The organism is Dokdonia sp. Asnod2-E02, assembly GCF_045063915.1.
Taxonomy (GTDB): Bacteria; Bacteroidota; Bacteroidia; order Flavobacteriales; family Flavobacteriaceae; genus Dokdonia.
Map to the genome: position 1 here is coordinate 798063 of NZ_JBEFNX010000005.1, position 25634 is coordinate 823696.

Annotated in this window: 20 protein-coding genes; 11 read left to right on the forward strand and 9 right to left on the reverse strand. The window is 36.2% G+C overall.

All coding sequences use genetic code 11. The features are described from left to right. Nucleotides 1-298: 298 nt before the first annotated feature. Nucleotides 299-844 (reverse strand): hypothetical protein, encoded by a 546-nt coding sequence (locus ACJJVM_RS03545; RefSeq protein ID WP_405210830.1) that lies wholly within the window; start codon nt 842-844, stop codon nt 299-301. 249 nt (nt 845-1093) lie between these two features. On the opposite strand from ACJJVM_RS03545, the gene ACJJVM_RS03550 reads away from it, so the two are divergent. The 5 genes from ACJJVM_RS03550 (at nt 1094) to ACJJVM_RS03570 (ending at nt 6234) form a co-directional block, all read left to right on the forward strand. Next, the gene (locus tag ACJJVM_RS03550) at nt 1094-1669 is read left to right on the forward strand and encodes a hypothetical protein (RefSeq protein ID WP_405210831.1); all 576 of its coding nucleotides are present in this window, start codon (nt 1094-1096) and stop codon (nt 1667-1669) included. Nucleotides 1670-1718: 49 nt separating this feature from the next. Continuing rightward, the gene (locus tag ACJJVM_RS03555; protein WP_405210832.1) at nt 1719-3518 is read left to right on the forward strand and encodes a sensor histidine kinase; all 1800 of its coding nucleotides are present in this window, start codon (nt 1719-1721) and stop codon (nt 3516-3518) included. After that, nucleotides 3515-4135 (forward strand): response regulator, encoded by a 621-nt coding sequence (locus ACJJVM_RS03560; RefSeq protein ID WP_405210833.1) that lies wholly within the window; start codon nt 3515-3517, stop codon nt 4133-4135. Before ACJJVM_RS03555 ends, ACJJVM_RS03560 begins: the two co-directional genes overlap by 4 nt. Nucleotides 4136-4293: 158 nt before the next feature. Then, nucleotides 4294-5706 carry a hypothetical protein gene (locus ACJJVM_RS03565; RefSeq protein ID WP_405210834.1) on the forward strand — a complete coding sequence of 471 codons (1413 nt, stop codon included), beginning with the start codon at nt 4294-4296 and terminating at the stop codon, nt 5704-5706. An 18-nt stretch (nt 5707-5724) separates the two neighbouring features. Next, a complete protein-coding gene (locus tag ACJJVM_RS03570; protein WP_339847634.1) occupies nt 5725-6234 on the forward strand; it encodes a WG repeat-containing protein in 510 nt (169 codons plus the stop codon). Between the two features lie 179 nt (nt 6235-6413). On the opposite strand, the gene ACJJVM_RS03575 is transcribed toward ACJJVM_RS03570, so the two are convergent. Beyond that, nucleotides 6414-10064, reverse strand: coding sequence for a PAS domain S-box protein (locus tag ACJJVM_RS03575; protein WP_405210835.1), 3651 nt, complete (start codon nt 10062-10064; stop codon nt 6414-6416). A 395-nt stretch (nt 10065-10459) separates the two neighbouring features. Between ACJJVM_RS03575 and ACJJVM_RS03580 the strand changes: the two genes are divergently transcribed. The 6 genes from ACJJVM_RS03580 to ACJJVM_RS03605 all read left to right on the forward strand — a co-directional run bounded on the left by ACJJVM_RS03580 (nt 10460) and on the right by ACJJVM_RS03605 (nt 16336). Next, complete coding sequence (locus ACJJVM_RS03580; protein ID WP_405212169.1) at nt 10460-11023, forward strand: DUF6642 family protein; 564 nt, start codon at nt 10460-10462, stop codon at nt 11021-11023. Between the two features lie 286 nt (nt 11024-11309). Continuing rightward, the gene (locus ACJJVM_RS03585) at nt 11310-11825 is read left to right on the forward strand and encodes a PepSY domain-containing protein (RefSeq protein WP_298352313.1); all 516 of its coding nucleotides are present in this window, start codon (nt 11310-11312) and stop codon (nt 11823-11825) included. Nucleotides 11826-12644: 819 nt separating this feature from the next. Continuing rightward, the gene (locus ACJJVM_RS03590) at nt 12645-13523 is read left to right on the forward strand and encodes an aldose 1-epimerase family protein (RefSeq protein WP_405210836.1); all 879 of its coding nucleotides are present in this window, start codon (nt 12645-12647) and stop codon (nt 13521-13523) included. Then, nucleotides 13520-14776, forward strand: coding sequence for a sodium:proton antiporter (locus ACJJVM_RS03595; RefSeq protein ID WP_299148180.1), 1257 nt, complete (start codon nt 13520-13522; stop codon nt 14774-14776). Before ACJJVM_RS03590 ends, ACJJVM_RS03595 begins: the two co-directional genes overlap by 4 nt. A 12-nt stretch (nt 14777-14788) precedes the next feature. Then, nucleotides 14789-15493: a ZIP family metal transporter gene (locus tag ACJJVM_RS03600; protein WP_038599977.1), complete on the forward strand. Its 705-nt coding sequence runs from the start codon at nt 14789-14791 to the stop codon at nt 15491-15493. A 75-nt stretch (nt 15494-15568) separates the two neighbouring features. Then, the gene (locus ACJJVM_RS03605; protein ID WP_299148176.1) at nt 15569-16336 is read left to right on the forward strand and encodes a TrkA C-terminal domain-containing protein; all 768 of its coding nucleotides are present in this window, start codon (nt 15569-15571) and stop codon (nt 16334-16336) included. Between the two features lie 4 nt (nt 16337-16340). On the opposite strand, the gene ACJJVM_RS03610 is transcribed toward ACJJVM_RS03605, so the two are convergent. The 7 genes from ACJJVM_RS03610 to ACJJVM_RS03640 all read right to left on the reverse strand — a co-directional run bounded on the left by ACJJVM_RS03610 (nt 16341) and on the right by ACJJVM_RS03640 (nt 25628). After that, nucleotides 16341-18092: a hypothetical protein gene (locus tag ACJJVM_RS03610; protein WP_405210837.1), complete on the reverse strand. Its 1752-nt coding sequence runs from the start codon at nt 18090-18092 to the stop codon at nt 16341-16343. Then, nucleotides 18085-20322: a tryptophan-rich sensory protein gene (locus tag ACJJVM_RS03615; protein ID WP_405210838.1), complete on the reverse strand. Its 2238-nt coding sequence runs from the start codon at nt 20320-20322 to the stop codon at nt 18085-18087. Before ACJJVM_RS03615 ends, ACJJVM_RS03610 begins: the two co-directional genes overlap by 8 nt. Next, nucleotides 20322-21605: a BatA domain-containing protein gene (locus ACJJVM_RS03620; protein ID WP_405210839.1), complete on the reverse strand. Its 1284-nt coding sequence runs from the start codon at nt 21603-21605 to the stop codon at nt 20322-20324. Before ACJJVM_RS03620 ends, ACJJVM_RS03615 begins: the two co-directional genes overlap by 1 nt. A 1-nt stretch (nt 21606) precedes the next feature. Next, complete coding sequence (locus tag ACJJVM_RS03625) at nt 21607-22503, reverse strand: DUF58 domain-containing protein (RefSeq protein ID WP_405210840.1); 897 nt, start codon at nt 22501-22503, stop codon at nt 21607-21609. 5 nt (nt 22504-22508) lie between these two features. Further along, nucleotides 22509-23510, reverse strand: a complete 1002-nt coding sequence (locus ACJJVM_RS03630; RefSeq protein WP_405210841.1) for an AAA family ATPase — start codon at nt 23508-23510, stop codon at nt 22509-22511. Nucleotides 23511-23571: 61 nt separating this feature from the next. Beyond that, entirely contained in the window at nt 23572-24192 is a 621-nt protein-coding gene (locus tag ACJJVM_RS03635) for a DUF4159 domain-containing protein (protein WP_038599958.1), read from the reverse strand. A gap of 119 nt (nt 24193-24311) precedes the next feature. Beyond that, on the reverse strand, nt 24312-25628 hold the full coding sequence (locus tag ACJJVM_RS03640) for a TldD/PmbA family protein (RefSeq protein ID WP_298352276.1): 1317 nt from the start codon (nt 25626-25628) through the stop codon (nt 24312-24314). Nucleotides 25629-25634: the final 6 nt, after the last annotated feature.

The following is a 25634-nucleotide window of genomic DNA, read 5'->3' on the forward strand; positions in this document are numbered from 1 at the left end:
CAATTCTATTCATTTTTAAAATTGATAAAACACGATAACTTACTTTTATGTCTAGATTATTTTTATTGTCTAAAATATTAATATTGGCTAAACCACAACTATGTACCATTACCTCATTAAAATATGCAGCGGTTACGTATCATTCCTTACTTCAGGATATAACAACAAAACGATCCTCTCATTCTCTTATTTATTCAAATTCAACACTAACACATCATTTGAGCCCTAAAAAGCCCGCTTAGAGCGACCAATGTTATTCAGTTTCAATATTTAGGTTACGTTTCTAAAAGAATATACCTTAATTATCGTCATCGAGTGATTTTAAATAGTTATCTGAACCAATCCTCTCTATATAATCCTTCCTCTTAGTGAATAACTCTAATTGAGTTTTAGCGTTTTCCGCTGCACTACTTTCTTTATCTGCAAGTGCTATAGTCTCTGCACTTTCAACAATTTTCATAAAAATTTTTTCCGTCACAGAGTCTATTTCACATTTAGAATTTTGAATTTCAGCAAGTCTGTAAAGGGCATCTCTTAAAATATTTACTGCTTCGGTACGCTCACCTAGTTTTGTAACAGCCTGTGTGATATCAACCGCTTGATCTGCTGTAAATTTACCTTTAATATCTAATTTATTAGTGAACTTCATAACTGAAGATATAATAGCATCTGGTTGTACTTCTGAAAGCATAGTCGCTTGTCCATCTTTAACCACTATAAGGCTTCCTCTTTTATCTGCTTTGTAACTTGCAAGATGAGCACCTTCACCTAGATTATTTATAGTGCCGCAACTTGTTAAAAGCAATATGGTAAGTATTACCAATGTCGAGTAAAAAAATTTCATAAATTATGTCTTTTTAGAATTACAAAAAATCAAAACTAGTATACCTCCTGTCTAATTTTTATACCCAACCTTAGGGATATCTATTGCATTATTCTTATTTTCAATATATTGCAACCTCACCTAGTAAATCCTTGTTAAATTTCCCCATAACGATTGTGCAAAAGACAATATGCAAACTACCTAAGATTGGGTATTTTCAAAAGTGATAATATGAGAGATATTTACAAATAATTTTAAAAAATAAAATATATGACAAGTAAAAGTAATATCGGTGGTGGAGAACCATTAGATAATTTTCATATTACAGATGATGCGTACATTGAATCTGACGGTAGCTATTCTTTTGTAGTATGCTTGCCTAAGGACAATATGACTAATGGAAAACCTAAGTATAATTTTTTGTACAAAAATGACACAGCTAAAAGTAAGCATAGCCTATTGTATTCAGGTAACAAAGTCGCAGGAATACTTTATGTTTACAACCACAAAGCTACTGGTAATAATACTGCAATTAGTGATAATTTTAAGCTAGAATTTTATACAGAAAAAGGACAATTCGATGAACTTATTGATTTTAAAAAAAGTTTACCGGTAATTACAGTTCACGAAGAAAATGTCAATTTATTTGAGGATGAAATTTTGAAAAATCTTGGAGTACTTTTATTTAAGGCTTTTGAACACACTAACAATGGAAGGATACCAAGGACAGAATTAAACGAAATGGTTACTGAAGTCGTAGAAGAATATAAGAAAAAATCAAGCGTCGATGGAATAGCACAACCCTTAACAACAAACGGCGGCGTCCTAAAACCAGGTACAGAATAAAAAAATGCCAGTAAAAAGACTTTACATATTACTCCTTTTTTTCTGCGCTTTGAGCATCCGACTTAGTGCGCAGATTAAAACTATTGACTCATTACTGCAATACAAGCAAGTAGATAAAGCAGCTTTAGTACTAGAAGGTTTTGAGTCGTCACAGACTAACAAAAATGTTCTTCTCAACATACAGGTCTTGTTTAGAATGTATGAGAAGGAAATGAATACAGCGTCTGTTTATCTTAAAAAAATCGATAGCACAGCACTTTCAGGTATAGACAGAGCATACTACAACAAAAGCCTTGGTAAATCTTATAGCTATGCAAACCAAGAAGATCTTGCCTATCGTAACCTCACGATTGCCCAGAAGTTATTTAAAGAATCTAACGCTCCTATTCAAGCAAATAGATTAAACTATGAACTGCATTATATTATTAGTTCGCAAGAGCATCTAGCTATAGAAAACAAGAATTTACTCAATACGTTGTTGACTAATAGCCAGCAGCTCAATGACCCAATAGGTGAGTTACTTGCTAGAATAGGTCTAGCGGCAGCAAAATTTGATGCTACTCACAAAAAAGAGTTTTTCTCTCAAATGAATAAGGCAAAAGCAATTGCCAGAAGAATAGGAGATTCATCGCGAGTGGAGCTTTATCACAGTTACTTAGGCTTGTATTATTCAAATTTTACGACGCAACAGGATTCGGCTATTTATCACTTTGACAAGTCGTTGCAACTTTCAGAATTATATGGAACTTCAGACGATCTGTTTTATGCTCATCTCAATAGAGCTACCGTACCTCGCTCTAATGAAAATTTTAAAGAGGCCATCACCTATATGCGTCGAGCAGATAAGATTGGGATAAAACAGTTTAAGATAAATAATAAACGTAACCTCTATAATTACCTCGCTTCAGATTATAAAAATATTGCGGCGCTTGATAGCGCTCTTTATTATAAAGAATTATATGTACAGTATACAGATAGCGCACAAATTGAAAGTCAGAATAAAAACTTGACCCTATATAGAACGCGCGAACTAGAACTAGAAAATGAGCTTGAGAAAAAGAAACGTTTACTTAATCGTTCATTACTCATTGCCACACTCCTTGCGCTTATTGCAATTGCCCTTACAGCTATTTTCTTGATTAAAAATCAGCGTAAAAAGCGATTACTCACAGAGCGAGAAAACGAGATACTTTTAAGAAACCAAGAACTCTCCAGCATAGACGCTATGGTAGAAGGTCAAGCAAAAGAAAGACAGCGCATAGCAGAGGACCTACACGACAATTTAGGTGGACTTCTTGCAACCTTAAAGCTGTATATGGAAAATCTTAAGATTAAGAAAAATAGGCTTGAAGAAGAGCAAGAAACTCTCATTAAAAAAACAGATGATATACTTGAGCTTGCCTATCAAAAAGTACGCAGCATTGCTCACGAGCGCAACTCTGGAAATCCTATTTCTCTAGGTTTGCTTCCTGCTATTAAGGAGTATGCGGCACAGGTTTCAGGTGCAAACCAACTGGTCATTGAGGTGTTTTCTCACGGGGAGGACACTCGTATAGGTAATGCGGTGGAGCTTACGCTTTTCAGGATTATTCAAGAACTTATTACAAATACAATTAAGCACGCTTTCGCGAAAGCGGTAACCATCGACCTCACTTATTTTGAAGATAAAATTAATCTTGTATATGAAGATGACGGCAAAGGATTTGATCCAGAAAAAACATCATTAAAAACAGACGGAATGGGCTTATCCTCTATAGAAAGACGTATAAAGGCGCTTGACGGAAACTTAACAATAGACGCCAAAGAAGGTCGCGGAACGTCAATCATAATCAACATCCCAATAGTATGATACGACTCGCCATTGCTGAAGATCATTTGAGTTTTAGTGAAGGGATTGCACTCTTTCTAAAATATGAGGTAGATATTGAACTCGTAGGCTTCGCAAAAAATGGTGAGGAATTAATTGACTTAGTTAGCAAAAAAAGACCATCGATTGTAGTCACAGATGTACGAATGCCCATTATAGATGGCATAGCAGCAACGACACAAATTTTAAAAGAATTTCCAGAAACTAAGGTGATTGCCTTCACAATGTTTGATCAAAAGAAAGCGATTGACCAGATGATTGCTGCAGGTGCAAAAGGCTATGTACTCAAAAACTCTAGTCTCTCCATACTCCTTGAAGCCGTGCGTAAAGTAAATGCTGGCGAAGATTATTATGACAAAGGTGTTGCTACTCCCGCCTCCTCTCAAAATAATGTAGGAATTAATGTGCTCACACAGCGACAAAAGGAAATCCTAAAACTCATTACAGAAGGAAAAAACAATCCTGAAATAGCCGAACTCCTATTTATATCGAGAAGCACAGTAGAAACACATCGTAAGAATATGATCCAGAAATTAGGCCTTAGTGGCTCCGGAGAATTGTTGCGCTATGGGTTACAAAAGCGATACGATTTTGAATAGTGATTGCATTCTAGTATCTTCTTAAGAAACTTTAACTGCGTTGAGAACGAGTTAAATCTATAAAACAAGTAATCACTTACATACCATATTTACCCAAGTTTGGGTATTTATCTTGGGTATCTAAGATTTTATTTTTGAGTGAATTAAAACCATTCAAAATGAGAATCTTCTTAACAACCATTCTAATTTTAATCAGCAACTATGGGTTTTCTCAGTCGTACGACTATGACAAAGCAGAAAAAGCTCAAGACAAAATATATCGTGGCACCAATTTGAAAACTGGAAAATTATTTTTTCAGGACATCTATGGTACTACAGCGATTGTGACATACCCAGGAGGCAATCCCGAAACTATCCCCGTCTCTGTAATCAAATCAAATATTAAAGTATTAAATGAAGTAAAGGCAGATTGGAACAACCCAATCGACGGTGATATAATAGTGATAACTAATTACTATAAAGATTTTAAAAGGATTTGTAATGATGATTCTAGGTACTGTAATAGTATGGACAATTATCACAAAGATAAAATCATAAACGCTGAAGGGTATTGGAATCAAATGTATGCCGCTTGGAATAAACTATTAACTTCAAATCAAAATATCACCAATGATGAGGACAGTGAAAACTATTCAAATAATACGAGCAATACTAACTCGAAAACAGATAATAGTGATAATGCAACATCCAACGAAAGTAATGATACAAATTCAACTGATTTTAGCGTAAAAGAATCTCCAGCAGAAAAGGCAGCTCGACTAGATAGAGAGCGAGGAGCCGAAATTATGCAAGAAACACAAGATCGTGTCGCTAGCGTTAAAACTTCTTCTCAACAACTTGGAAATGCTGTAAGCCAAATCTCAAATAGTATAGTTTCGGGACTACAAGAAAGAGATAGGAGAAAATCTATAGAGAGCGAAAAGAAAGAAAGAGCATATCAAAACGCTATTGCAAAAAGAGATAATGATATAGCCGAAATAGCAAAAAAACAAAGTCTTATCACTGATGAGAAAATGGCTAGTCTAAAAAAAGCCGAGTTTGCTAATTGGAATTCTTATAAGCTTAGCCAAAACATTAATAACCTTATAAATTTAAGGAGTCTCACACTAAGAAATTATAAGAGTAAAAGTTTACCTAAAGACATTGAAAAATTAGTAAACCTAGAAAGCCTAACCTTAGATTTGTACTCTACAGGAGATTTAACTTCAGATCTATTAAATGGAGGGTCTTTTACCCTAAACTCAGAGATTAAAGAGTTAAGTAATCTTAATGATATCACATTTATTGGAAATGGTTACTTAACCCACATAAATGTTGACTCTTCTGTTTTTGACGAATTAGATAACCTAGAAACGTTTTCTGTGTATTCTAAGTATCTCAAATCACTACCTCAAAGTTTACTAGACAGTGAATATGTAGAAAAAATCGAACTCTATTATCACCCTAAGAATAGAAAAAATGCAAATAATGACCAATTAAAAAAGGATTTAAAATATATCAAAAGCAAGACGTGCTTAGTAGTAAAATTTCAAGATGGCACGAAGCCAATTTTTGGAAAGAAGTGTGATTAACAAACTAATAACTATAATATGAAAACAGTAAAATTAATTTTGACAACAGTAATTCTATGTGCAGTACAACTCTTGAATGCTCAAGACGGAAAAGAAATGATAGGACAGGTTTATGAGTATGATAAAGTTCTAGATTTTTTTTATGATTGCTTTGAAGACGAACCAACCTTTCAAGGTGAAGAACCGCTAGCCATAGTAAAATATGAGGGTAAATACGGTGTTATTAATAAAGCCAACGAAGTTGTTATCCCTATAATCTATAAAGAACTAGGCGAGAGATGCCAAGGATTGTTTTCTGTAAAATTAAACAAGAAATATGGCTTCATCAATACTAAAGGAGAGCTTGTCATTGACTATAAATATGATGACTTGTTGTACGGTTTTGGAGGTGCACAAGGATATAAGGATGACCAGTGTGCTGTAAAATATAAACGTAAGTGGGGCGTAATTAACACCAAAGGTAAGATTATTAGAAAGTTTAAATATGTTGATGTTTGGGATGTCCCTGCCACTAGGAAGATGAACTAGTCTAAATCTGCACTTAAAAATTATGAGAACCATTAATTATTATCCGTGAGGCTTAAGTTCCATCAAATTAAAATTAACTTCATAGGAACCTACAATTCATTAAACCCCGTAAGACTAGTGTTTGCGGGGTTTATTATTTTTGGGTAACAAATACGTTAAGAGTTTATGAAGCTATGAGCTTACGTTGCTATCTTTAAGTGCTTGTTTATTGTGCTTATGAGTTGTGAGGTAGAAATAGGTTTTGATACATAGTCGGTAAAGCCAGCATTGAGCATTTTTTCTTTATCACCAGACATAGCGAGACCGGTCTGAGCAATTATTTTTATTTCTTTATTTGTTTTCCTTATTTCTACTAGAGCATCGTTACCGTCCATTTCTGGCATATTTATATCCATTAATACGAGATCTAGTGAGGGGTTTTTATTAACAATTTTTACGGCCTCCTTACCATTAACAGCTCGTATAACGGTACAGTTATAATTAGAAAGACAAGCTTTTACATAAAGAAAACTCAAATTATCATCTTCGGCTATTAAAATTGTAAAATCACCATTTTCTAAAGTTGTTTCACTAGGGTCATTTACAATAGTAATCTTATCTACTACTTTTTTATAAGGAATTGTAAAATAAAATATTGATCCTTCACCCATTTTTGATTCTATCCATACAGATCCATTCAAAATTTTAATTAGGCCTTTTACAATAGACAAACCTAATCCTACACCTAGATTATGAGTTTGCTCCCTTTTACCCTGCGTAAATCGGTCAAAGATGTTTTTTTGTTCTTCTTCATCTATTCCTATTCCAGAATCTTTAACATAGAACTGTAGTATTTCTTCCTTTAATGTGTAGCCAAATTCTATAGAGCCCTCCTTTGTAAATTTTATTGCGTTTTCTAGTAGGTTAGATAATATTTGAACGAGTTTATTCTCATCAGTTTCTATACCGCTATCTGTACCTGATAGCCCCTTATTAACTTCAAGTTTAACATTTGTACCTTCTAGTTTTAATTGATATTTTGAATATAAATCATCAATAAGGGAATTGAGATTAAGATGAGAATTTTCAATATTTATGATGTTAGACTCTATCTTAGAGATATCAACAATGTTAGAGATAAAACTCAAAAGACGGTGTCCTTCTTTTTCTATAAGTTCTAGATAAATATCCTTTTTTTCTTCAGATATGTTTTTTCTCCTTAGTAATTCTGAAAACCCTAAAATACCATTCATAGGGGTGCGCATCTCGTGGCTTAAATTTGCAAGAAATGCAGATTTTAATCGGTCACTCTCCTCTGCTTTTTCTTTTGCTCTTATAAGTTCTTGAGCTATTTTTTTTTGTTGAGTTATATCTTGATTAGTACCCGCTAGGCTTATTACTTCACCATCATTATCAGTTACCGGTTGACATATTGATCTTATCGTTTTCTGAGGTTTGTGGGGGATTAAAATTCTGAATTCTACATTGTATGGTTTGCCTAAAGTAAAGGCTTTGTCAAGAATTTTTTGGAGCTCTAATTTATCATCTGGGTGTACCCTATCGATAACATCTTCATAATCTGGCAACTCCTCATTATAATCATAGCCCCAAATATTATACATCTCTTTAGACCACTCCATTTTATTACCTGGAGTTTTTACCAGCCAGCTTCCTATTTTTGCAAGGGTCTGAGCATCACTTAACTCTTTTTCGGTCCTATCTAATAATAATTTGGCTTTAAGTTTGTCCTTTTCATTTTGTCGCTGCTCAGTTATATCAATAAAAACCGTAACTATCTCTGTAATTTCTCCTACATCATTAAGTACGGGAAAACCATTAAGAGTTGTCCACTTTACATCCTCATCATTCGGGCCTATAAGCCTGATGATTTGATTATTTATAGACTCTTTAGTCTCTGCAATTTTATTTACAGGATATTCTGATAATGCTAGTGGTGACTTATCAAAGTTTATAAGTTTAGAATTGATATAACACAGCCCCTTGTCTTGTACATCTTCTTGATTAATACCTAATATTTCTGAAGCTCTATCATTGCATTGCACTATTGAGGTATCTGGGGCGTGCACCACGACGCCAGCTTCTAGATTTTGCATTAAAATTTGAAAGCGTCTTTCATTTGCTTCTGCACGTTCCTTTGCCTCTTTTATTATGGTTTCTGTTTTAAAGCGCTCGGTAATATCGTGTATAACTCCAACTATGAACACATTACCCTCAGAGTCTATAAAGCGCGTTTTTCTAGTAGATATTCTTTTTGACTTACCATCTCTGATAACTGCGTTTTTTTCGGTAACATTTTCTATTCCGTCAAGAACAAGTTGCCTGTCAATATCAAACACGGGTCCTGTTTCTTCACTAGGCAATCCTTCACCTAGAGTCTTACCTATTATATCATTTCTATTATATCCATAGAGTGTACAAAATGCATCATTAACAATAAGTAGTCTACTCTCTTTGTCTTTTACAAAAACAGGATCACCTATGTTATTAATAATGTTATTGAGATGATTTTCACTTTCCTCAGCTTTGTCTTTAGCTTTTACAAGTGCAGCATCTAGTAGTTTTTGTTCCGTAACATCTTGCCCTGTACCCTTTAAACTTATAACCATTCCGTTAGGACAAAGTACAGGTTCACATATACATCTTACCACTTTCTCATTACCATCGGGAAGACATATTTTATGTTCTATATCATAAGGTGTACCATTTTCTATAGCTTTTTGCACAGAATTATTCCATAAATCTAGATAATCTGGATGAACACTCTCTAGTAATTCATCATATTGCGGCGCGCCTTGAGATGAGTCAAGACCCCATATATTAAACATTGCATTAGACCATTCTATTTCTTGGGTAGCGATATCAAATAGCCAGCTACCTACTTTTCCTAATGCTTGAGCTGCTTTAAGATCATTTTCAATTTTCTCTTTATCTGTTACGTCTTGTGTAACTCCAAAAACTTTTCCATCTACAACCTCTATCCCTAGAATATTTAAATGTCTTATCTCACTATTAGACCTTAATATTCTAAATTTAAAAGGCTTCATACCTTTACCCTTGTAAAGCCCTCTAATGATATCATTTACTTTTTCTCTATCTTCCTTTACAATAAATTTACCCACGTTCTTACTTGTGAGGTCAATCTCTCCTCTTTTAAGTCCAAAAATATTAAGCATTTCATCAGACCAGTAAACAGCACCTGTTTTCCACTCCCATTCCCAGCTTCCTATTTTTCCTATTTTTTGAGCCTGTTGTAGATTTGATATAGATCTTTTTTTGGCATACTCTGCCTCCTTAAGCGCACTTATGTCTTGTATAGTAACAGGGACGGTTTTTTGTTCTAATAATGTTTGTGGTATGTTTAGAGATATCATAGCAGCAAACTCGTCACCATCCAGAGTCTTATAATTTACCTCAGAAGAAAATGTTTTTTTATTGTTCCAAATGGCTACTATAAGTTTTATAAAAACTTCTGTTGCTCCATTGCCAAAGGTTCTATGTACATTATTTAAAAAATCTTCTTTACTACAAGCTCTGAAAATTTTCAAAGTAGCCTGGTTTACACTATTTATTTTTAACTTTTCTAGTAATAAAAATACGACCTCTGGATTTTCATTTAAGTACTTGTTGACATCAACAATCTTGAGTGTTTTAATTTTTTCTATTTCTTCAAATACGAGCGTAAAATCTTCATTCCAGATAGAGATAGTAGAGTTGTCATAAAGTTTTTTATAAACCTGTTCATTTTCAAACTTTAAAGCTTCTATTTGTTTTTCTAAATCCTCATAAGTAGGCTTTTTATCAAACATCATTTCTTTTATAGCTTTTGCCATATCAATCGCTCATTTTTATGGGGTAACAGCTTTACATACTGCATTTTAAAAATAAAACTATTAAAAATAATCGCATTTTACACGCATAATCTTATAAAAATAGGTTTATGCTTTCGCGAAAGCGGAATAAAAGGTAATATCATCTGCATCAAACTAGTTTATAGCAGTATATAAAAATCAAAATATCATAAATTACTTACAATATTGAATAAACAACGAGGTATAAAATTCTATATCTATTCTCAACATTTGTCGTGATGATAAAGGGTTATCAAAATAGTTTTATTCTATTTTTGTAACCCAAAAAAAACCTACATCAGGCATCATTTTTAAGTTATAGTAACTTAATTTTTTACTCTACTATGAATGAAATTCAATCGCACAAAGAACCTTATATCGAAGCTGAAAAATTTATTTACTGCCTCGAAGCTGTTACAGATGTAGATAAGGAAGTGACCACAGAGGTTGTAAAGACGCTAGAAGAAATTGCCCTAACCGAAGGTATTACGAGTATTTATAAAAGCTGCGATACCATAGAGGGACTCGAAGATAGCTTAAATGCGCTCATTTATGATGACCACCATTTTAAGGATTATGAAATTATTTACCTCATTATGTCTGGCCAGCCCAATAATATTATGCTTAATGACTACTACTATAGCATTGAGGAAATTGCCGAAATTTTTGAAGGTAAAATGACGGGTAAGATCATCCATTTTTCAAACAGAAAAGCTCTTGATCTTACAGATGAGGAGTCACAATACTTCTTAGATGTTACGGGAGCAAGGGCCATCTCTGGGTATGGAACGCGCAATGATACCTTCTCTAGCTCAAACACTATAGACAGAGTCTTTTTTAATATGTTTCAAGAAAATGATGATTACAAAGAGGTAGTAGAAATGATGTTTCAAAAGCATTATAAACTTTGTAAACTACTCGATTTTAGACTATATTATTAATAACCATTTCTAGAAGCTCAAGAATACGAGGCTCTCTTTTGCGAAAAAAAAGATTGCATTAATGTTATTTCTTAAATAACTAACAAAACACGCTTAAAAAAACACCGTCGCTCCCAAAAATATGACCGTATATCCAAGATATACGTATGGAAATATATCTTGTACTTACCGCAATAATTCTCTTTGTTCTGCGGTGTCTAAATGATACATTTGCCACACTAATTTTTAAAACAGATTGATCTTTTTTCTATAAACATAGTCTAAAGACTTTACGAAATACATTATTATGGCAAAACGCAAAACCCCATTTTCACTAAAAGTACGTTCAATACATAGATACCTAGGTTTCTTTCTAGCCGGTATTATGGCCGTCTATGCCATAAGTGGTATTGTAATGGTGTATAGAAATACAGATTTCTTAAAACACGAAGTGATTACAGAAAAGCAAATGGAGCCTAAGCTTACCTCTAGCGAGTTGAGTTCAAAATTGCGCAAAAACCCAAAAGTCACTAAAACCGAGGGAGCTGTTTTCTATTTTAAAGGAGGATCTTATAATCAAGACACCGGTATTGTAACCACTCGCAAGATGGAACTTCCCTTCATACTCGATAAAATGGAGCACCTCCATAAGGCAACAACAAAGAGTCCTGTGTACTTTTTAAATATTTTCTTTGGAGCATCACTTCTATTTTTTGTGGTTTCTGCATTCTGGATGTACACGCCAAAAATGCCCATTTTCAGAAAAGGAATTCTCTTTGCAATAGGCGGTTTTATTCTCACCATCATTTTACTCTTTATATAGGAGTCAAAAAAAAATTAATTTTTTTACCCCAAAAAAAGGAAATCCGTAAAATACCTAACCCAAAATCTAGTATTATTGCCACGGTTTAAATTATTAGGGGTATTTAAACTATTTTATTTGCAAAGGTATCCATCTATGGGTACCTTTTTTTTATGCTTTTTCTTGTTAGTAATACATCATAAACCTCAGCTCTAGTTTTTCATACATACTTTCATATCATAACGGGCATACCACTCTTTCATAATACGGAGATAGTACATTTTAATTTCAAAACTCTTTTCTTCTGTGTATTTTATCTGTAATTACTCACAGTTTATCCATACACAAACTTCAAGAACATCACTCAACCTCTCATAGTCAGACATATATCTACATTTGTTAATACAAAAAACAGACACCTACTGTCAACCTAAAGTTTTTTTGTAAGGAAAAAGAATATAGGCTCTCTAAGTAATAAGCATACCAGTTATTATTTGAATTAGACCAAAAGAGATTCTATAAGAAAGCATTAATGCCCCTTTTTTTCAATGTGATTGAGTATTGATTGATTTGTTAGACGTACTAAGCGTAATCATATTGATGTAAAAGGCTACTTACCCTCAAGTAGCCTTTTTTTTATTTCAAAAACTAACATTTCTTGCTTCTGAGTATATAAAAAGCACAGACCCATCATATCTATTTACAAATAGCGGTTTTATTATTTTTTGAACTATTTAAAAGCAGTTTAACTTTTTCGCGAAAGCGTATTTCTTATAAAGGCACCATACAACTTGCCGTAAATTATACTACCTTTAAGTACCATCACAATAAAAACCCCGTATGTTTCATATCATTACAAATGAGCTACTCACGTGTTCCATAATTGAAAAAGGCGCTGAAATACGTTCTTTAAAAAACAATAAAACTGGACAAGAATATATCTGGCAGATAGATCCAGATGTATGGAGAAGTAGCTCACCACCACTTTTTCCTGCTATAGGAACTATAAAAGGTGATAAAATCATTTACAAAGACAAAGAATACCCTATGCCTAAGCACGGTATCGCTAGAGATAATGATGCTTTTGAGTTTAAACAACTTAGTGCATCCTCTTGCTCTTATACACTTACGCATAGTGAGGCAACTCACCACTTGTATCCATTTAAGTTTTCTTTTACTATTACTTATACCTTAGAAAATAATCGCTTACTTATGAGTTACAACGTAGTAAATCTAGACAGCGAGCCTATGTATTTTACTTGTGGTGGTCACACTGCTTACGCCTGTCCCGTAACGGCTACAAAAGCACTTTCTGACTATGTTATAGAATTTCCAGAGGTGCAAGAGCGCTCATCACATACTCTTAACAATCAAGGCCTACTCACCTCTACAATGAGAAAGGTAGAAACAAATGGTGCTTTGCTACCCTTGTCAAAAACTATCTTTAATGATGACGCACTCATATTTTCAGAAATAGATTATAGCTGGGTACGCTTACGCGAAAGCGCAAAAACAAAAGGCCTAGTCATACGATTTACAGGCTATCCTCATCTAGCCCTGTGGGCACAACCTGGAGCAGATTATGTTTGTATAGAACCCTGGTTAGGCCTACCAGACGCTGAAAACGAATCACTAGACATCACAAAAAAAAGCACCTATACAAAACTGGTTCCTCAAGAGCAATTCTCCATAACTATAGAAACCGAAGTTGAAGAATGATAGCTCTAGTAGAAATCTCGTCATACTACCCTGCCCTTGCATTTACAGGACTTGCTATATCCCTTATGGCATTTATACCTGTGTATTCAAAAAAGCTTAAAATAACATACATCATTCCTTTACTATTACTCGGGGTGTGTTTATACTACCTGGGTGCCCCACTGCCCTGGCCAGATCCTCTTTGGGAACTAGAGTTTGGAAAAATTGTGAGTGAGGTAATTGTCATTATAAGTTTAATGACCGCAGGTCTTAAAATAGGTACAAGTTATAAATGGAGTGACTGGAAAAAACCACTATCACTCATCGCGATCACGATGCCTCTTTTTATGGTGGCTGTATTTCTTATTGCCTATTATTTATTAGGGCTCAACGGCCCCGTATCACTACTACTAGCAGCGGTTCTAGCACCAACAGACCCTGTACTTGCAAGTGAGTTACAGCTAGAAGAAAGTCAAGATTTTAAAAAGCGTAATACTGGCTTAAGATACACGCTCACAGCAGAGGCTGGTATTAATGATGGGTTTGCATTTCCTTTTGTCTTTCTGGCTATATTATGGAGTAACTCTTCAAGCTTTGGAGAGATAGATTGGCTTCATTTTACGGGTTATTATTTCTTATTTAAGATTATAGGAGGTATACTCGTAGGCTCATTTATAGGTTATGTATACAGTTGGGTAGTACAATATCATAGTAAAGAACACCAGCGATATATACTAGATGGCTTTATAGCAGTAGCACTTACTTTTTTTTCATACGGCATAGGTGAGGTTTTACACACCTACGGGTTTTTAAGCGTTTTTGCTACTGGGGTGTTTATGCAGTTTCATTGTGATAAAAATTCTGATGATAACATAAACTCAACAATGCTTCACTTTGCCGAAGAAACTGAAAAATTACTAGTTGCCTTGTGGACTATCTTTTTTGGTGGAGCTGTTGTGTCTGGTATTCTTTCTTATACAGATATTTGGGGAGTCATAGCAAGTTTAGCATTTGTACTTATTTTGAGACCTATTTTTGGGTATTTGGCAATGCTCACAACAGACTTTTCTGGACCAAAAAAATGGGCAATAAGCTTTTTTGGAATACGAGGCATAGGTAGTTTCTTTTACTTAAGCTATGCTCTTATGAAAGGAAATTTTACCGATTATGATGAGCTTTTTGGCATTGTGAGCTACGTTATTCTATTTAGTATACTCATACACGGTTTTACAAGTTTACACGTCATAGATTATTTTAAAAGAACTCAAAAATAATATTAGCACATTATGTTAACTACAATCATTGTAATCTGCGTTGTTTCTTTTGCTCTTATCGCAGGCGCACTATGGGGAGTATATGGTAGGCTTTCTAATAAAACTGAAGGCTTTCTAGTTGCACTCGCAGGAGGAGCGCTTATGGTATCTGCAGTACTTGAGCTTATACAGCCGGCGTTAGAAAAAGAGCCTATAATCACACCACTTATAGCTGTTTTTACCGGTGCTATTGTATTTACCATTCTTGATTTTTATGTTAAAGAAAAATGGAGTACCAGTAGCGGTGGCTCAGGCTTACTTGCTGCGATTACCCTAGACGGGTTACCAGAAAACTTAGCACTGGGAGTTGCACTTATAAGTGCAGACCCACTCACGGTAGCAGCGCTATCTGGCTCTATTGTACTATCTAATCTACCCGAGGCTGCAGGTGGAGCAAAAGAAATGAAAGCCGATGGTAGATCTTCAAAATCTATTATCTGGTTATGGACAGCCACAGCAATTGTGTTATCTATAGCAGCACTTGTGGGCTATTTTTTCTTTGACAAGGTGTCTAATGACACGTTAGACCTTATACGCTGTTTTGCTGGAGGAGCGGTCGTGGCTTCACTAGCAATTGAAGTTTTTCCAAAGGCTTTTAAAGAAGATAAATACTGGACAGGCCTAGCAACAGCAATAGGATTAGTACTTGCTTTTTACCTTAACACCCTAGGAGGATAAGTATTACTTAAGGCCTTAATACTCATAAATAAGCTTCTTTATAAAAGCTAGTTTTGTACATACTAATATATTACTATGATTGCAGCAGTATCCCTTTTTCTTATTGTCACACTCTCGGTACTCATTACCAGAATAGCGACTATCGCACTTGTACATACAGGCCTATCTAGCGAGAGTGCCAAATTTCAAGCAAGATCTGCTTACACAGGTGCTGGTTTAAGCACTCAAGAAACAGAGAATATTATGAATCACCCTGTGAGACGTAAGATTATCTATAACCTTATGCTCATAGGTAACGCGGGTATTGTAACAGCAATGTCTTCACTCATCCTCACATTTGTATTACCAGAGTCTAATGCTTCTAGACTTTATGGTTTTCTAATTATAGTAGGAGGAATGATTGTACTATGGTTAGGTATAAGGAGCGCTTGGGTAGACAGGGGGCTATCACGTATCATAAATAAGATGCTTAAAAAATATACAGATCTTGAGATTAATGATTATGCTGCTGTATTACACCTCAAAGACGACTATAAAATTATAGAAGCACAGGTAGATGATGATGGCTGGATGTGTCATCGCACATTACAAGAGTTAGACTTACGTGAGGAGGGAATCACTATACTAGGAGTAGAGCGTGAGGGCGTAGGCTATTTTGGATCACCGTCTGGTAACTTTAAAATGTTACCTCACGACAAGGTCACTATTTACGGAAAAGCAGAAGGTATCAAAAGCATCTATAGCCGAAAAAAAGATCACTACGCACAGTCTGAACATCAAAAGTTTGTAGAAAAAGAAGAAGAAAGACTTGCAACAGATGAGCAAAAGATAAAGAAATCTTAGGCATCTAGCTCTTATAAATTCTAGGTGCTAGCCATAGATAACCCATTGCTAGAATAAAAACTATAAATGCCCACCATTTTGTAACCGGTACAGGTATAGAACTTTCTGAAGAAAGACTGCTCTCATTCTTATAAAAGGAAGCATTTTCTGTTATTTGTTTGTACACCTTTTTTGCCCTCCACGCGGTATCATTTATAACATACATAGCCTTTAGAGAAGCGGGAGCCTGCGCCACCTTGAGGTTTACCCATCCATCACCATTAGGGTAGATTGTACCAGACCATTCATCTTGCAGCGTCACATTTTGTACAAGGGGTACTACTACATCATTATTCATTACAACCTTTGGCAATGGTATACTTGTGCGCAAATTAAATTCAAACGGCTCATCAATATATGCCATATAATCACTGAGTGACCACTGTACAAGCGACTGTGGTTGCTGGCTTATTTTACCTAGCGCCGTACTCCATAAATAGTGATATACATCCTCATTACCACTTAGTAATAATTGAAAAGAATCTTCAGCAAGTAGAGTACCTATGCGTCCTGTTCCCTTTTGTGCATAGGCACTTAAGATGCCATTTTTTGTTGCTAGTATAGGTTCAACAAGAGCACCATTTGTAAGTGTGGCAGGGTATACTGGTATTTTTACTCTAGGCCAAGAAGGAAGCTGTAATGCTGTTATATTTTTTCGCTTAAAGCGAAAACCAAATTTTGACCCCTGCTCTATAAGTCTGGCATCTGCTTGAAGAAGTAGTCCTACACCCTGCTCTTCTACTCGGTAATTAATGGCATTTTTTGAGCGCTGGCTGAGTCCATTATACGTGCTCACATCTGTAATTATAACATCAAATTCAGAAAGGTTTTGACGTGTAAAATTGTAAATGCTTTGCTGGCTACGGTTATAATTTTCAAACTTATAACGATCTTTTGTAATCTGACTACGCACAAGTACCTCGTGACCACTCTCTGCTAGGTAGTTTTTGAGATATTTAGTCTCAAACGTAGGAAATGTATTCACCATTAAAACACGCAAGCGACCACGATCTTTTATTGTTAACGGAAGCGGGTCTGAACTTATAATCTTGCCCAGACTGTCTTTAACTATGATATGATAGAGGTAATTTCCTTTTGCTTTGGGTAGTGTTTGTAATTTAAAAACAGTCTCATCTTGATTTAAGATTTTTACAGAGTCTATAGCGCGTGCTCCAGACTCTTGTAGTAATACGGTATTACTAGAAAAAGAGTTTTTATATAGACCAGTTACAGTAAGTGAATCTCCAAGCAATACTTCTGTATCATAAGCGAGTTTTATAATCCCAGAGGTGGTTTTGTGAGAATGGTAATAGACTTTCTTATTTTTAAACTGCCACAAATCATAAATAGCAACCCCATCACCTGAGATATGGAGCTCACTTATGGAGTCTAATTGTGGCTGTAGATTTTGATTTTCTTTATAGGTAATTGTTTTTAGCGCTGGAGTTGTACTCTTAAGGCTATCTATTAGATTTGAATCAAAATTTGCTGTCTTTAAAACGGCTACTCCCTTTACCTGTTTTTGAAAAGTTACAGGTTCTAAAAATAAGGTAGCCACTGCACTCAATGCTAGTAGAGCAACAATACCACGTATGATAAACCTCGTGGTTGTAACTGTCTTATATTCCTTCCAGAGAAATAAAATCCAGAGCAACACTACAACTATCACTGTAGGCCAAATAAGATGCTCACGTAAAAAATGTATTGTATCAATCACGTTTTTGTAACTCTTTTGTAAATAATGATTCTAGCTTACTCGTGTACCCTTCTGGGTTTTTAGGAGTTTCTGAAACTCTAGGCAGTGCCTCAAGAAGTCCTTTTTGTACAGATTGTATCACGGTTTTAGGTTGTTTCTTATCTTCTGTGAGCCATTTGAGTTTTTGTAAAGTAAGTAGATGCTTAGAGGGCTCTAAGATGGCTAGTTGTGCAAGTTCTTCTCCCGCTTTCGCGAAAGCGGTCTTATCCTCCTCCGTAAGTTCTCGCTCATTTTGTAATCTTTTTTCTAATATCTCTATGCTTTCTCTCATAGACACATAAGGGTCTTTATTATCAAAATCTTCTTTTTTAAAGACGTTTGTTATCTCTTTAATCTCTCCAGAGAGTCTCTTATCTTCTTTTATAGGTGGAGGGTCAAAACCTATGCGGTGCACATAAATACGTGCACTGTTTTTTATCTCTTGTATGAGTTTTAAAGCTTTATACTGGTAAGGCAAAGATGTATCTGGATCTGCTAGCCTGAGATGTAACTCTGCATCCCACATTTGTGCCATTGCATTTTTTAACTTGCCACGCAGCGATTCTGTAAAAAGTGTTGACTCCTCTGGGTCGTCGTGATTATGCAGGTAATCTTCAAAGAGGGAGGTTTCTTTTTCTTCTTCTTCCCCAGGTTCTTCTTCGTGCTCGTGCTCGTGGTCTTCTTCTACAAGGTTGTGTTCATTTTCTGTATCGTGATCGTGACGAAAGCCGGCCGTAGGATCATCTTCATCATAATCGCTCATATCTATATCTTGGGCAACTCCTATACCTGAGTCGTCCTCATCACCCATAAATTTACCATACTTAAGACGTAAGGCTTTCTGGTCAAATCCAAGCTCATTGCTCCTATTTGTTAACTCTTGCTTTGTAAGTGTGTTTCTATCTTTTATAAGTTTTTCTGTATCAATTATAAGTTGCCGCTGACTTCTAAAATAATCTGGCATTAGGTCTGCTCCCATCGTGCCTTCTACCCCAAAACCATCACTCACCGTATCCTTAATCACTGCAAAGAAGGTCTCGCTGCGCGTGATATTTGGCTTTGGTGTCTTTTGATCTCTTGTCTCTACATAGAAGTATAACTCATCACCTAGTTCCATTTTTAAGGCATCTAGACTAATACTTTTTGTCGCGGTCATAGTTTTTATACCCTTAGCTATGGGTGCATCAAAAGCTATTTTTTCTTCTCTAAACTTTACAGACTCCCCTTCTCCTTTACTTACAGTTGCTATAATTTGAGCACTCTCGATACCAAAATCATCTGTAATCAAGGCACTAAAATCTATCACTTTACGGTCTGTATGCTCAAAACTTGTAAACTGAGCGATATCTTTTATGGTAATGGCAGGAGGTTGATCTTTCACCACTTCTATCGCATAAATATCTGATGTATATGCACCAGCTAGACTGTCAATAAAATTAAAATTATAATAACCAGATGTAGTAGGAATTAAACTGGCAGAAGCTCTGAGTGAGTTCTCGTTAGTCGTTTTTAAATTAAACTTTTTGCCCGTCCCTAGACCTTCTAGTGTGACCTCTTTTACAAAACCCTCAAAATCTAGACTCCAAAAAAGTTTAGAACCCTCTACAGCCTTTACATTCATACTACTCGTGGTACGACTTGCTAGTTTAGTATATGATGGATACTGTATAGTGAGCTGTTGTTGTTTTAACATCGGCGGTGCGTGCAAGGGCGTGATGGAATCTGTAGACTGTAATTGTATCACCTCCTTTTGAGAATCACCATTATCTAAAACCGGAGGAACAATAAATTGAGAACCCACGTACGCCGCACCTATGAGCATAAATGCAACAATAGCTGCTGTCTTTACACTTGTTTTTGGGCGTATGGTGTTTATTTGTTCTTGTAAAACAGTACTTACCTTATGCTGTTGTAATTGTCCTAAGCCTGAGAGACTTGTTGTTTCTGTAAATAATAGACTAGTACTATACTCTGCACTGCTAAGGTGATAATCTAGATACTCACTTACTGTGGTAGCCGTAATGCGCCACGGTTTTAATACTAACATCGCTAGACCAGACACTAGAGCAAATACAAACATAGACACCCCTAACTGCCTGCTCAACAACCAGCAGAAAACACCTGCTCCTATACCATACAGCAAGCCCTGTACTACTAGCAATAATTGCCAGCGGCTCGTGTACTTTGCTATATGTCTTTTTCCCTCGAGCATTATTGTTTTCTAAGTTTTGCAATAACACGTTCTATTATAATCATAACTATAAGCAGTAACCATAATGGGTCCACAAGAGAGGCTTTAACTTCTTTGCTGGGCATAGAGCTACTTGCATCCATATTTGGTGTAAACTGACTCATTGCAAGCGATCTGTTATCAAGTCTATCAAAATCACTTTGTACAGCCGCATCTAGTGAAAGCCAGTGCAACACACCTTCTACTAGCCTCTTATCAATCACCACCTCTGGTGATAATCTCTGGGTGAGATTTGTATAGTTTGTTCCAGAAATAGTCTTTACTATATTATTTGAAAATAGATCTTCCTCAAATTTCAAAACTGGAATATCAACTTCTGGCGCTTCCTCATTAGACAACCATATTAGATAATCTGTTGCCGGGTCTGAAGCACTTTTTAAACCTTTATAAATATTAATGATTATAGGTTTTCTGGTATAGCCTTTAACTGCTCTTAATGCAGATTCTAAGTACATCGCCTCTGTAGCAAAAGAGCTGTTATAAATTACATCTACCGTTATAGTATCTTGTTTTATAACGGGTATCAGTCGCTCTGTATCGTTTTCAGTAATTGAGATGGTACCATCTTTAACCGCAAATTGTGATGCTGCTTTTTTTGCTTTCGCGAAAGCGTGATAATCACTCCCCCCTACTGCCGAAAGTACAGTGATACTATCTTGATTTTGTATTGCATAAAACGGGACTTCCTTCTCTTCTTGAGATGTGATAGACACCCAGTTTATATGTTTACCTAAGCTAGGTCGCTTACCTTGTATACCTTGAACGAGATTTTGTGAGAATACAACCACACTATCTGCTCTTAGGGCGGCTATCTCTTGTGCAAGTTGCCAGTAACTAGGTATGGTTTTACTAGGTGGTATCTCTGTCTCTAGATCCCACTTAGGCAATCCCTCTTTTAATAAAAACCTATCATCTAAGGGTAGTGTTTTAAAACGACTTTGCTCCTCTTGCGTGTCTATAAGTGAGGGTTCAAAAACATAAGCTACCGCTACTGGATCTGGTGTATGTGTTGTATAAGGCTGTGCTAGTATGATTGTGAGTATAGCGATAAGTAAACAGCGCAGCAGCAGCAACCACCACTCATTAATCTGTATGCTATTACTCTGTTTTGACTTTGTTTCTGTTATAAACTGCGTGCTTCCTACCTGTATTGTTTTTACTTTGCGTTTACTCCACAAGTGTATGGCTATAGGGATTAACAATCCTAGTAGACCCCAGAGATATGTAGGTTGTAGGAGCGTCATACTAGATTAAGTTTGCACGTTTTTTTAAGAAGAGCTGTAATGCCTCTCCTAGATGTTTGTCTAATGTAAAAAGATCATAACCTACACCACTAGACAGGAGCTTTTCTTTAATTATTGTCATTGATGATTGCATAGCCTGTACGTACTGAGCACGGGCATCTCTGGCATTTACTTTTACTTTTTCTCCAGATTCAAGATCTTCAAAAATTACTTGCCCTTTATGATTAAACTCGAGCTCTTGCTTTCCTAAAAGATGAATGACTGCAACCTCATTGCGAGAGGTCTTCAAGGCAGTAATCATAGTTGTAATTTCTTCGCTTTGCTCATAGAGATCTGTAATAAAAAATACAAGCTCTCTATGGCTACGATTATGAAGTTGATCACTAGTTATACGCTCTGGCCAGCTTCCTTGATTTTTGAGCTTGAGTAATTGGTATAAAAATCTATTAAAATGTGATTTTCCCGTAGCTGGCTGTAATGTTTCTAACTGCTTGTTATTCACGGTAAGTAAACCCACTGCATCTCCCTGAGAATGGGCTAGATGAGCGAGACTAGCAATGAGTACGTTTGCATACTCCATTTTAGATAACCCTTCTTCTTTATGAAGCATTGAGGCGCTAGTGTCTACAATAAACTTTACAGTTATATGGGTGTCAATCTCAGATTGCTTGATATAATAGCGTCCAGAACGTGCGAGCATTTTCCAATCTAAAAGTCGCAGGTCATCACCAGGCTCATACCCTCTATACTGGCTAAACTCAAGACCAGCTCCTACTCGCCTGCTTCTATTTAAGCCAGAGAGATACCCATCTACAATTACTCGCGAGATGAGTGATAAACCAGAAACTGTATTAATTACATCTGGTTTAAGAAGTGCTCTATAATCGTCTTTTGCCATAAATATTATGCGCTAAAGTCTGTATGATCTAATAATTGACGCGTCACCGTATCTGAAGTAATACCCTCTGCCTCTGCTTTAAAGTTTACAATCACTCTATGACGAAGTACTGGTAGAGCCACGTTTTTAATATCATCTAGTGTCACTGCTATACGACCTTGTGATAGTGCTCTTGCTTTTGCTGTGAGTATCATAGCTTGCCCGGCTCTGGGGCCTGCTCCCCAGCCTACCCATTGCTTTACAAAATCATTTGTGGTAGTCTCTGGTCGTGTTGCACGTACAATGGTGCTTACAAAGTCTATAAGACTATCACTTACAGGTACTTGCCTTACAAGCTCTTGTAATCTTAAAATTTCGGCACCACTTAGTACGGGTTGTACCTTTTGCTTTACTCCACCTGTTGTACTTTTTAAAATATGCTTTTCTTCGCTTGCTGTGGGATACCCTATTTTTATATAAAATAAGAAACGATCTTGTTGTGCCTCTGGTAAAGGAAATGTTCCAGATTGCTCTATAGGGTTTTGCGTTGCAAGTATAAAAAACGGGCGCTCTAGTTCATAGGTTTTACCAGAATAGGTAACCTCAAACTCTTGCATTGCCTCTAGCAGCGCTGCCTGTGTTTTTGGCGGGGTTCTGTTAATCTCATCTGCCAGTATAATATTTGCAAATATGGGTCCTTTCTTAAACTCAAAAGATTTTTTACCGGTGCTATGATCTTCTTCTAGAATCTCTGTACCTACAATATCTGACGGCATTAAGTCTGGTGTAAACTGTATGCGCTTAAAGTCGAGATCTATAGCCTGTGATAAGGTCCTTATCATAAGTGTTTTTGCCAGCCCTGGGACTCCTTCTAGTAAAGCGTGACCACCAGCTAGAAATGTGATAAGTAACTGCTCTACTGTATCTTCTTGGCCTATGATAACCTTTGCTATTTCTTTTTTAAGATCACCTAGTTTTGAAGTAAGACTATTTACCTCCTGCTGTAGTGTGACTAACTCTTGTTTCATTCAATTTTCAATTTAAAATTGGTTATTTCTTGGCTCGCAAGACTGCATCATTAAAACGATACTATGAGGTAAGGGCATACATCACAATATTTACCCCAAAACGGGTATTGTCTATTTTATACCAGCGCTTGTTTCTAAAATCATAATCCCACTCACAGCCGTAATCTTTATTGCTATACAGCACGCCTATTCTCCCATTTATCTCTATTGCCTTAAGGTAATCGTGCACGAGGTCATCTCCCCAGCCGTTAAGCTCTTGTGAGGTGGTGGGTGGACCGTCTTCAAATTCAAAAAAGACATTATAAATCTCGTGATCATTAGGAATTTTTTTGAGGCTATCTTGACCAAAAATTTCCTCCATCTGTCGTTCAAAAGACTTTGCAAATAGGCCGTCTATATCGTGGTTACAATCATCTGCAAAGACAAAGCCTCCATTCTCCACATAACGTTTAAAATTTTCTTTTTCCTTCTTAGAAAACTGCACCAGTTTATGCCCAGAGATATAGCAAAAGGGCGATTTAAAAATATCATCACTAGCCAGTGTTATGATATTTTCCTTTGTATCTACATCTAGCGTGGTGTACTCTACCAGAGAGTTAAGCAAGTTAGACGGCATACGCTGGTCTACATCCCAATCTCCAGATTCGTATTGTAAGCGTGTGAAGAAAAATTTATTAGGCATTACCTTATGTAACTTATGTAAAGTGTGATTGTTTGTATTACGCTTTCGCGAAAGCGTACTTAAAATAAAAACTGGCTACCGCTTAAAGCCGTAACCAGTTTCCTATCAACTATATTATATTATACCGCATCTGAAAGACTGGTAAACGTAAAGTCTCTCACCTTCATATAAGGGATTAAACTACCGTCTACACGTACCTGCTTCCCGAGGGTCTCAAGATTATTAAGCATAATAATAGGACTCTCATTAAAGCGGAAATTCTTCACTGGGTATTTGATTTTTCCGTTTTCTATATAAAAAGTACCGTCACGGGTAAGACCTGTATATAAAAGCGTTTGTGGATCTACAGAGCGTATGTACCACAGTCTTGTGACTAAGATTCCCTTTCTTGTACTCTTTATTAAATCATCTAGAGATGCGTCACCACCTCCCATTATAAAATTACTTGGGAAAGGAACTGGCTCAACACCTTTTTCTTTTGCCCAGTATCTTCCATAAGCAAGATTCTTAACTGTACCATTTTCTATCCAGGTAGTTTTCTTCAGTGGTTGACCTGCTCCATTCCAAGTGGCTGCTGGCACCTCATCATTAAGCGGGTCTGACCATAGGTTTACACGCTCATCTACTATTTTTTCTCCCAGTTTTGTACCTCCGCCTTCTTTAGACATAAAGCTACGTCCCTCATCTGCAGAGCGGGCATTAAGTGATCTTCCTAAGCCTTGTAATAATCCAAGTCCTGCAGATGGTTCTAATATCACAGTATATTTACCAGGCTCTATTGCTTTTGCTTGTCGTGACATTACAGCTTTATCTATAGCGACTTGTGACGCCTCAGAAGAGTCAAACTTATTTATGTCATTATAATCTCTAGTCACCCATCCCGATCCTGTACCATCATTAGTACGCATCGTTACTGTAAAACTCACATCTGTAGACTTATTATATGCAAATAGCCCGTTTGAGTTCATCATTGCGCTAAAGCCTTGACCGTCATCTAGAAATCCTGCAGCTGTTACATCCTTTGTTTTTGCAGGGGTAATACTACTATTTGCAACCTCTGCTCTATACTCTGGAGTAATGTTTGCCGTGGCTTCTACAAAGGTTTTTGATTCATCATATTGTTGTGGGCCTAGTGGCTCCATATACTCTGGGTTTTCTGGAGATAGTTTTGCTAGCTCCTCTGCTCGTTGTACCACTTTTTTGAGCGATGCATCATCTAGCTCATCTATAGTTGCGGTACCAGATCTTTTACCAAAGCTTGCAGTAACCGCAAGACTCTGGTTAGATTGATATCCCGCTGTAGATACCGAGTTACGAGCATAACGTATATTACCTCCCTGGCTTCCACCTAGATTTACTACACAGGCATCTGCAGTAGAAAAGCTTAGTGCTTTTTCTAATATCTTTCTAGCCTCTTCTTTTGAAAATATTGCCATTATTTA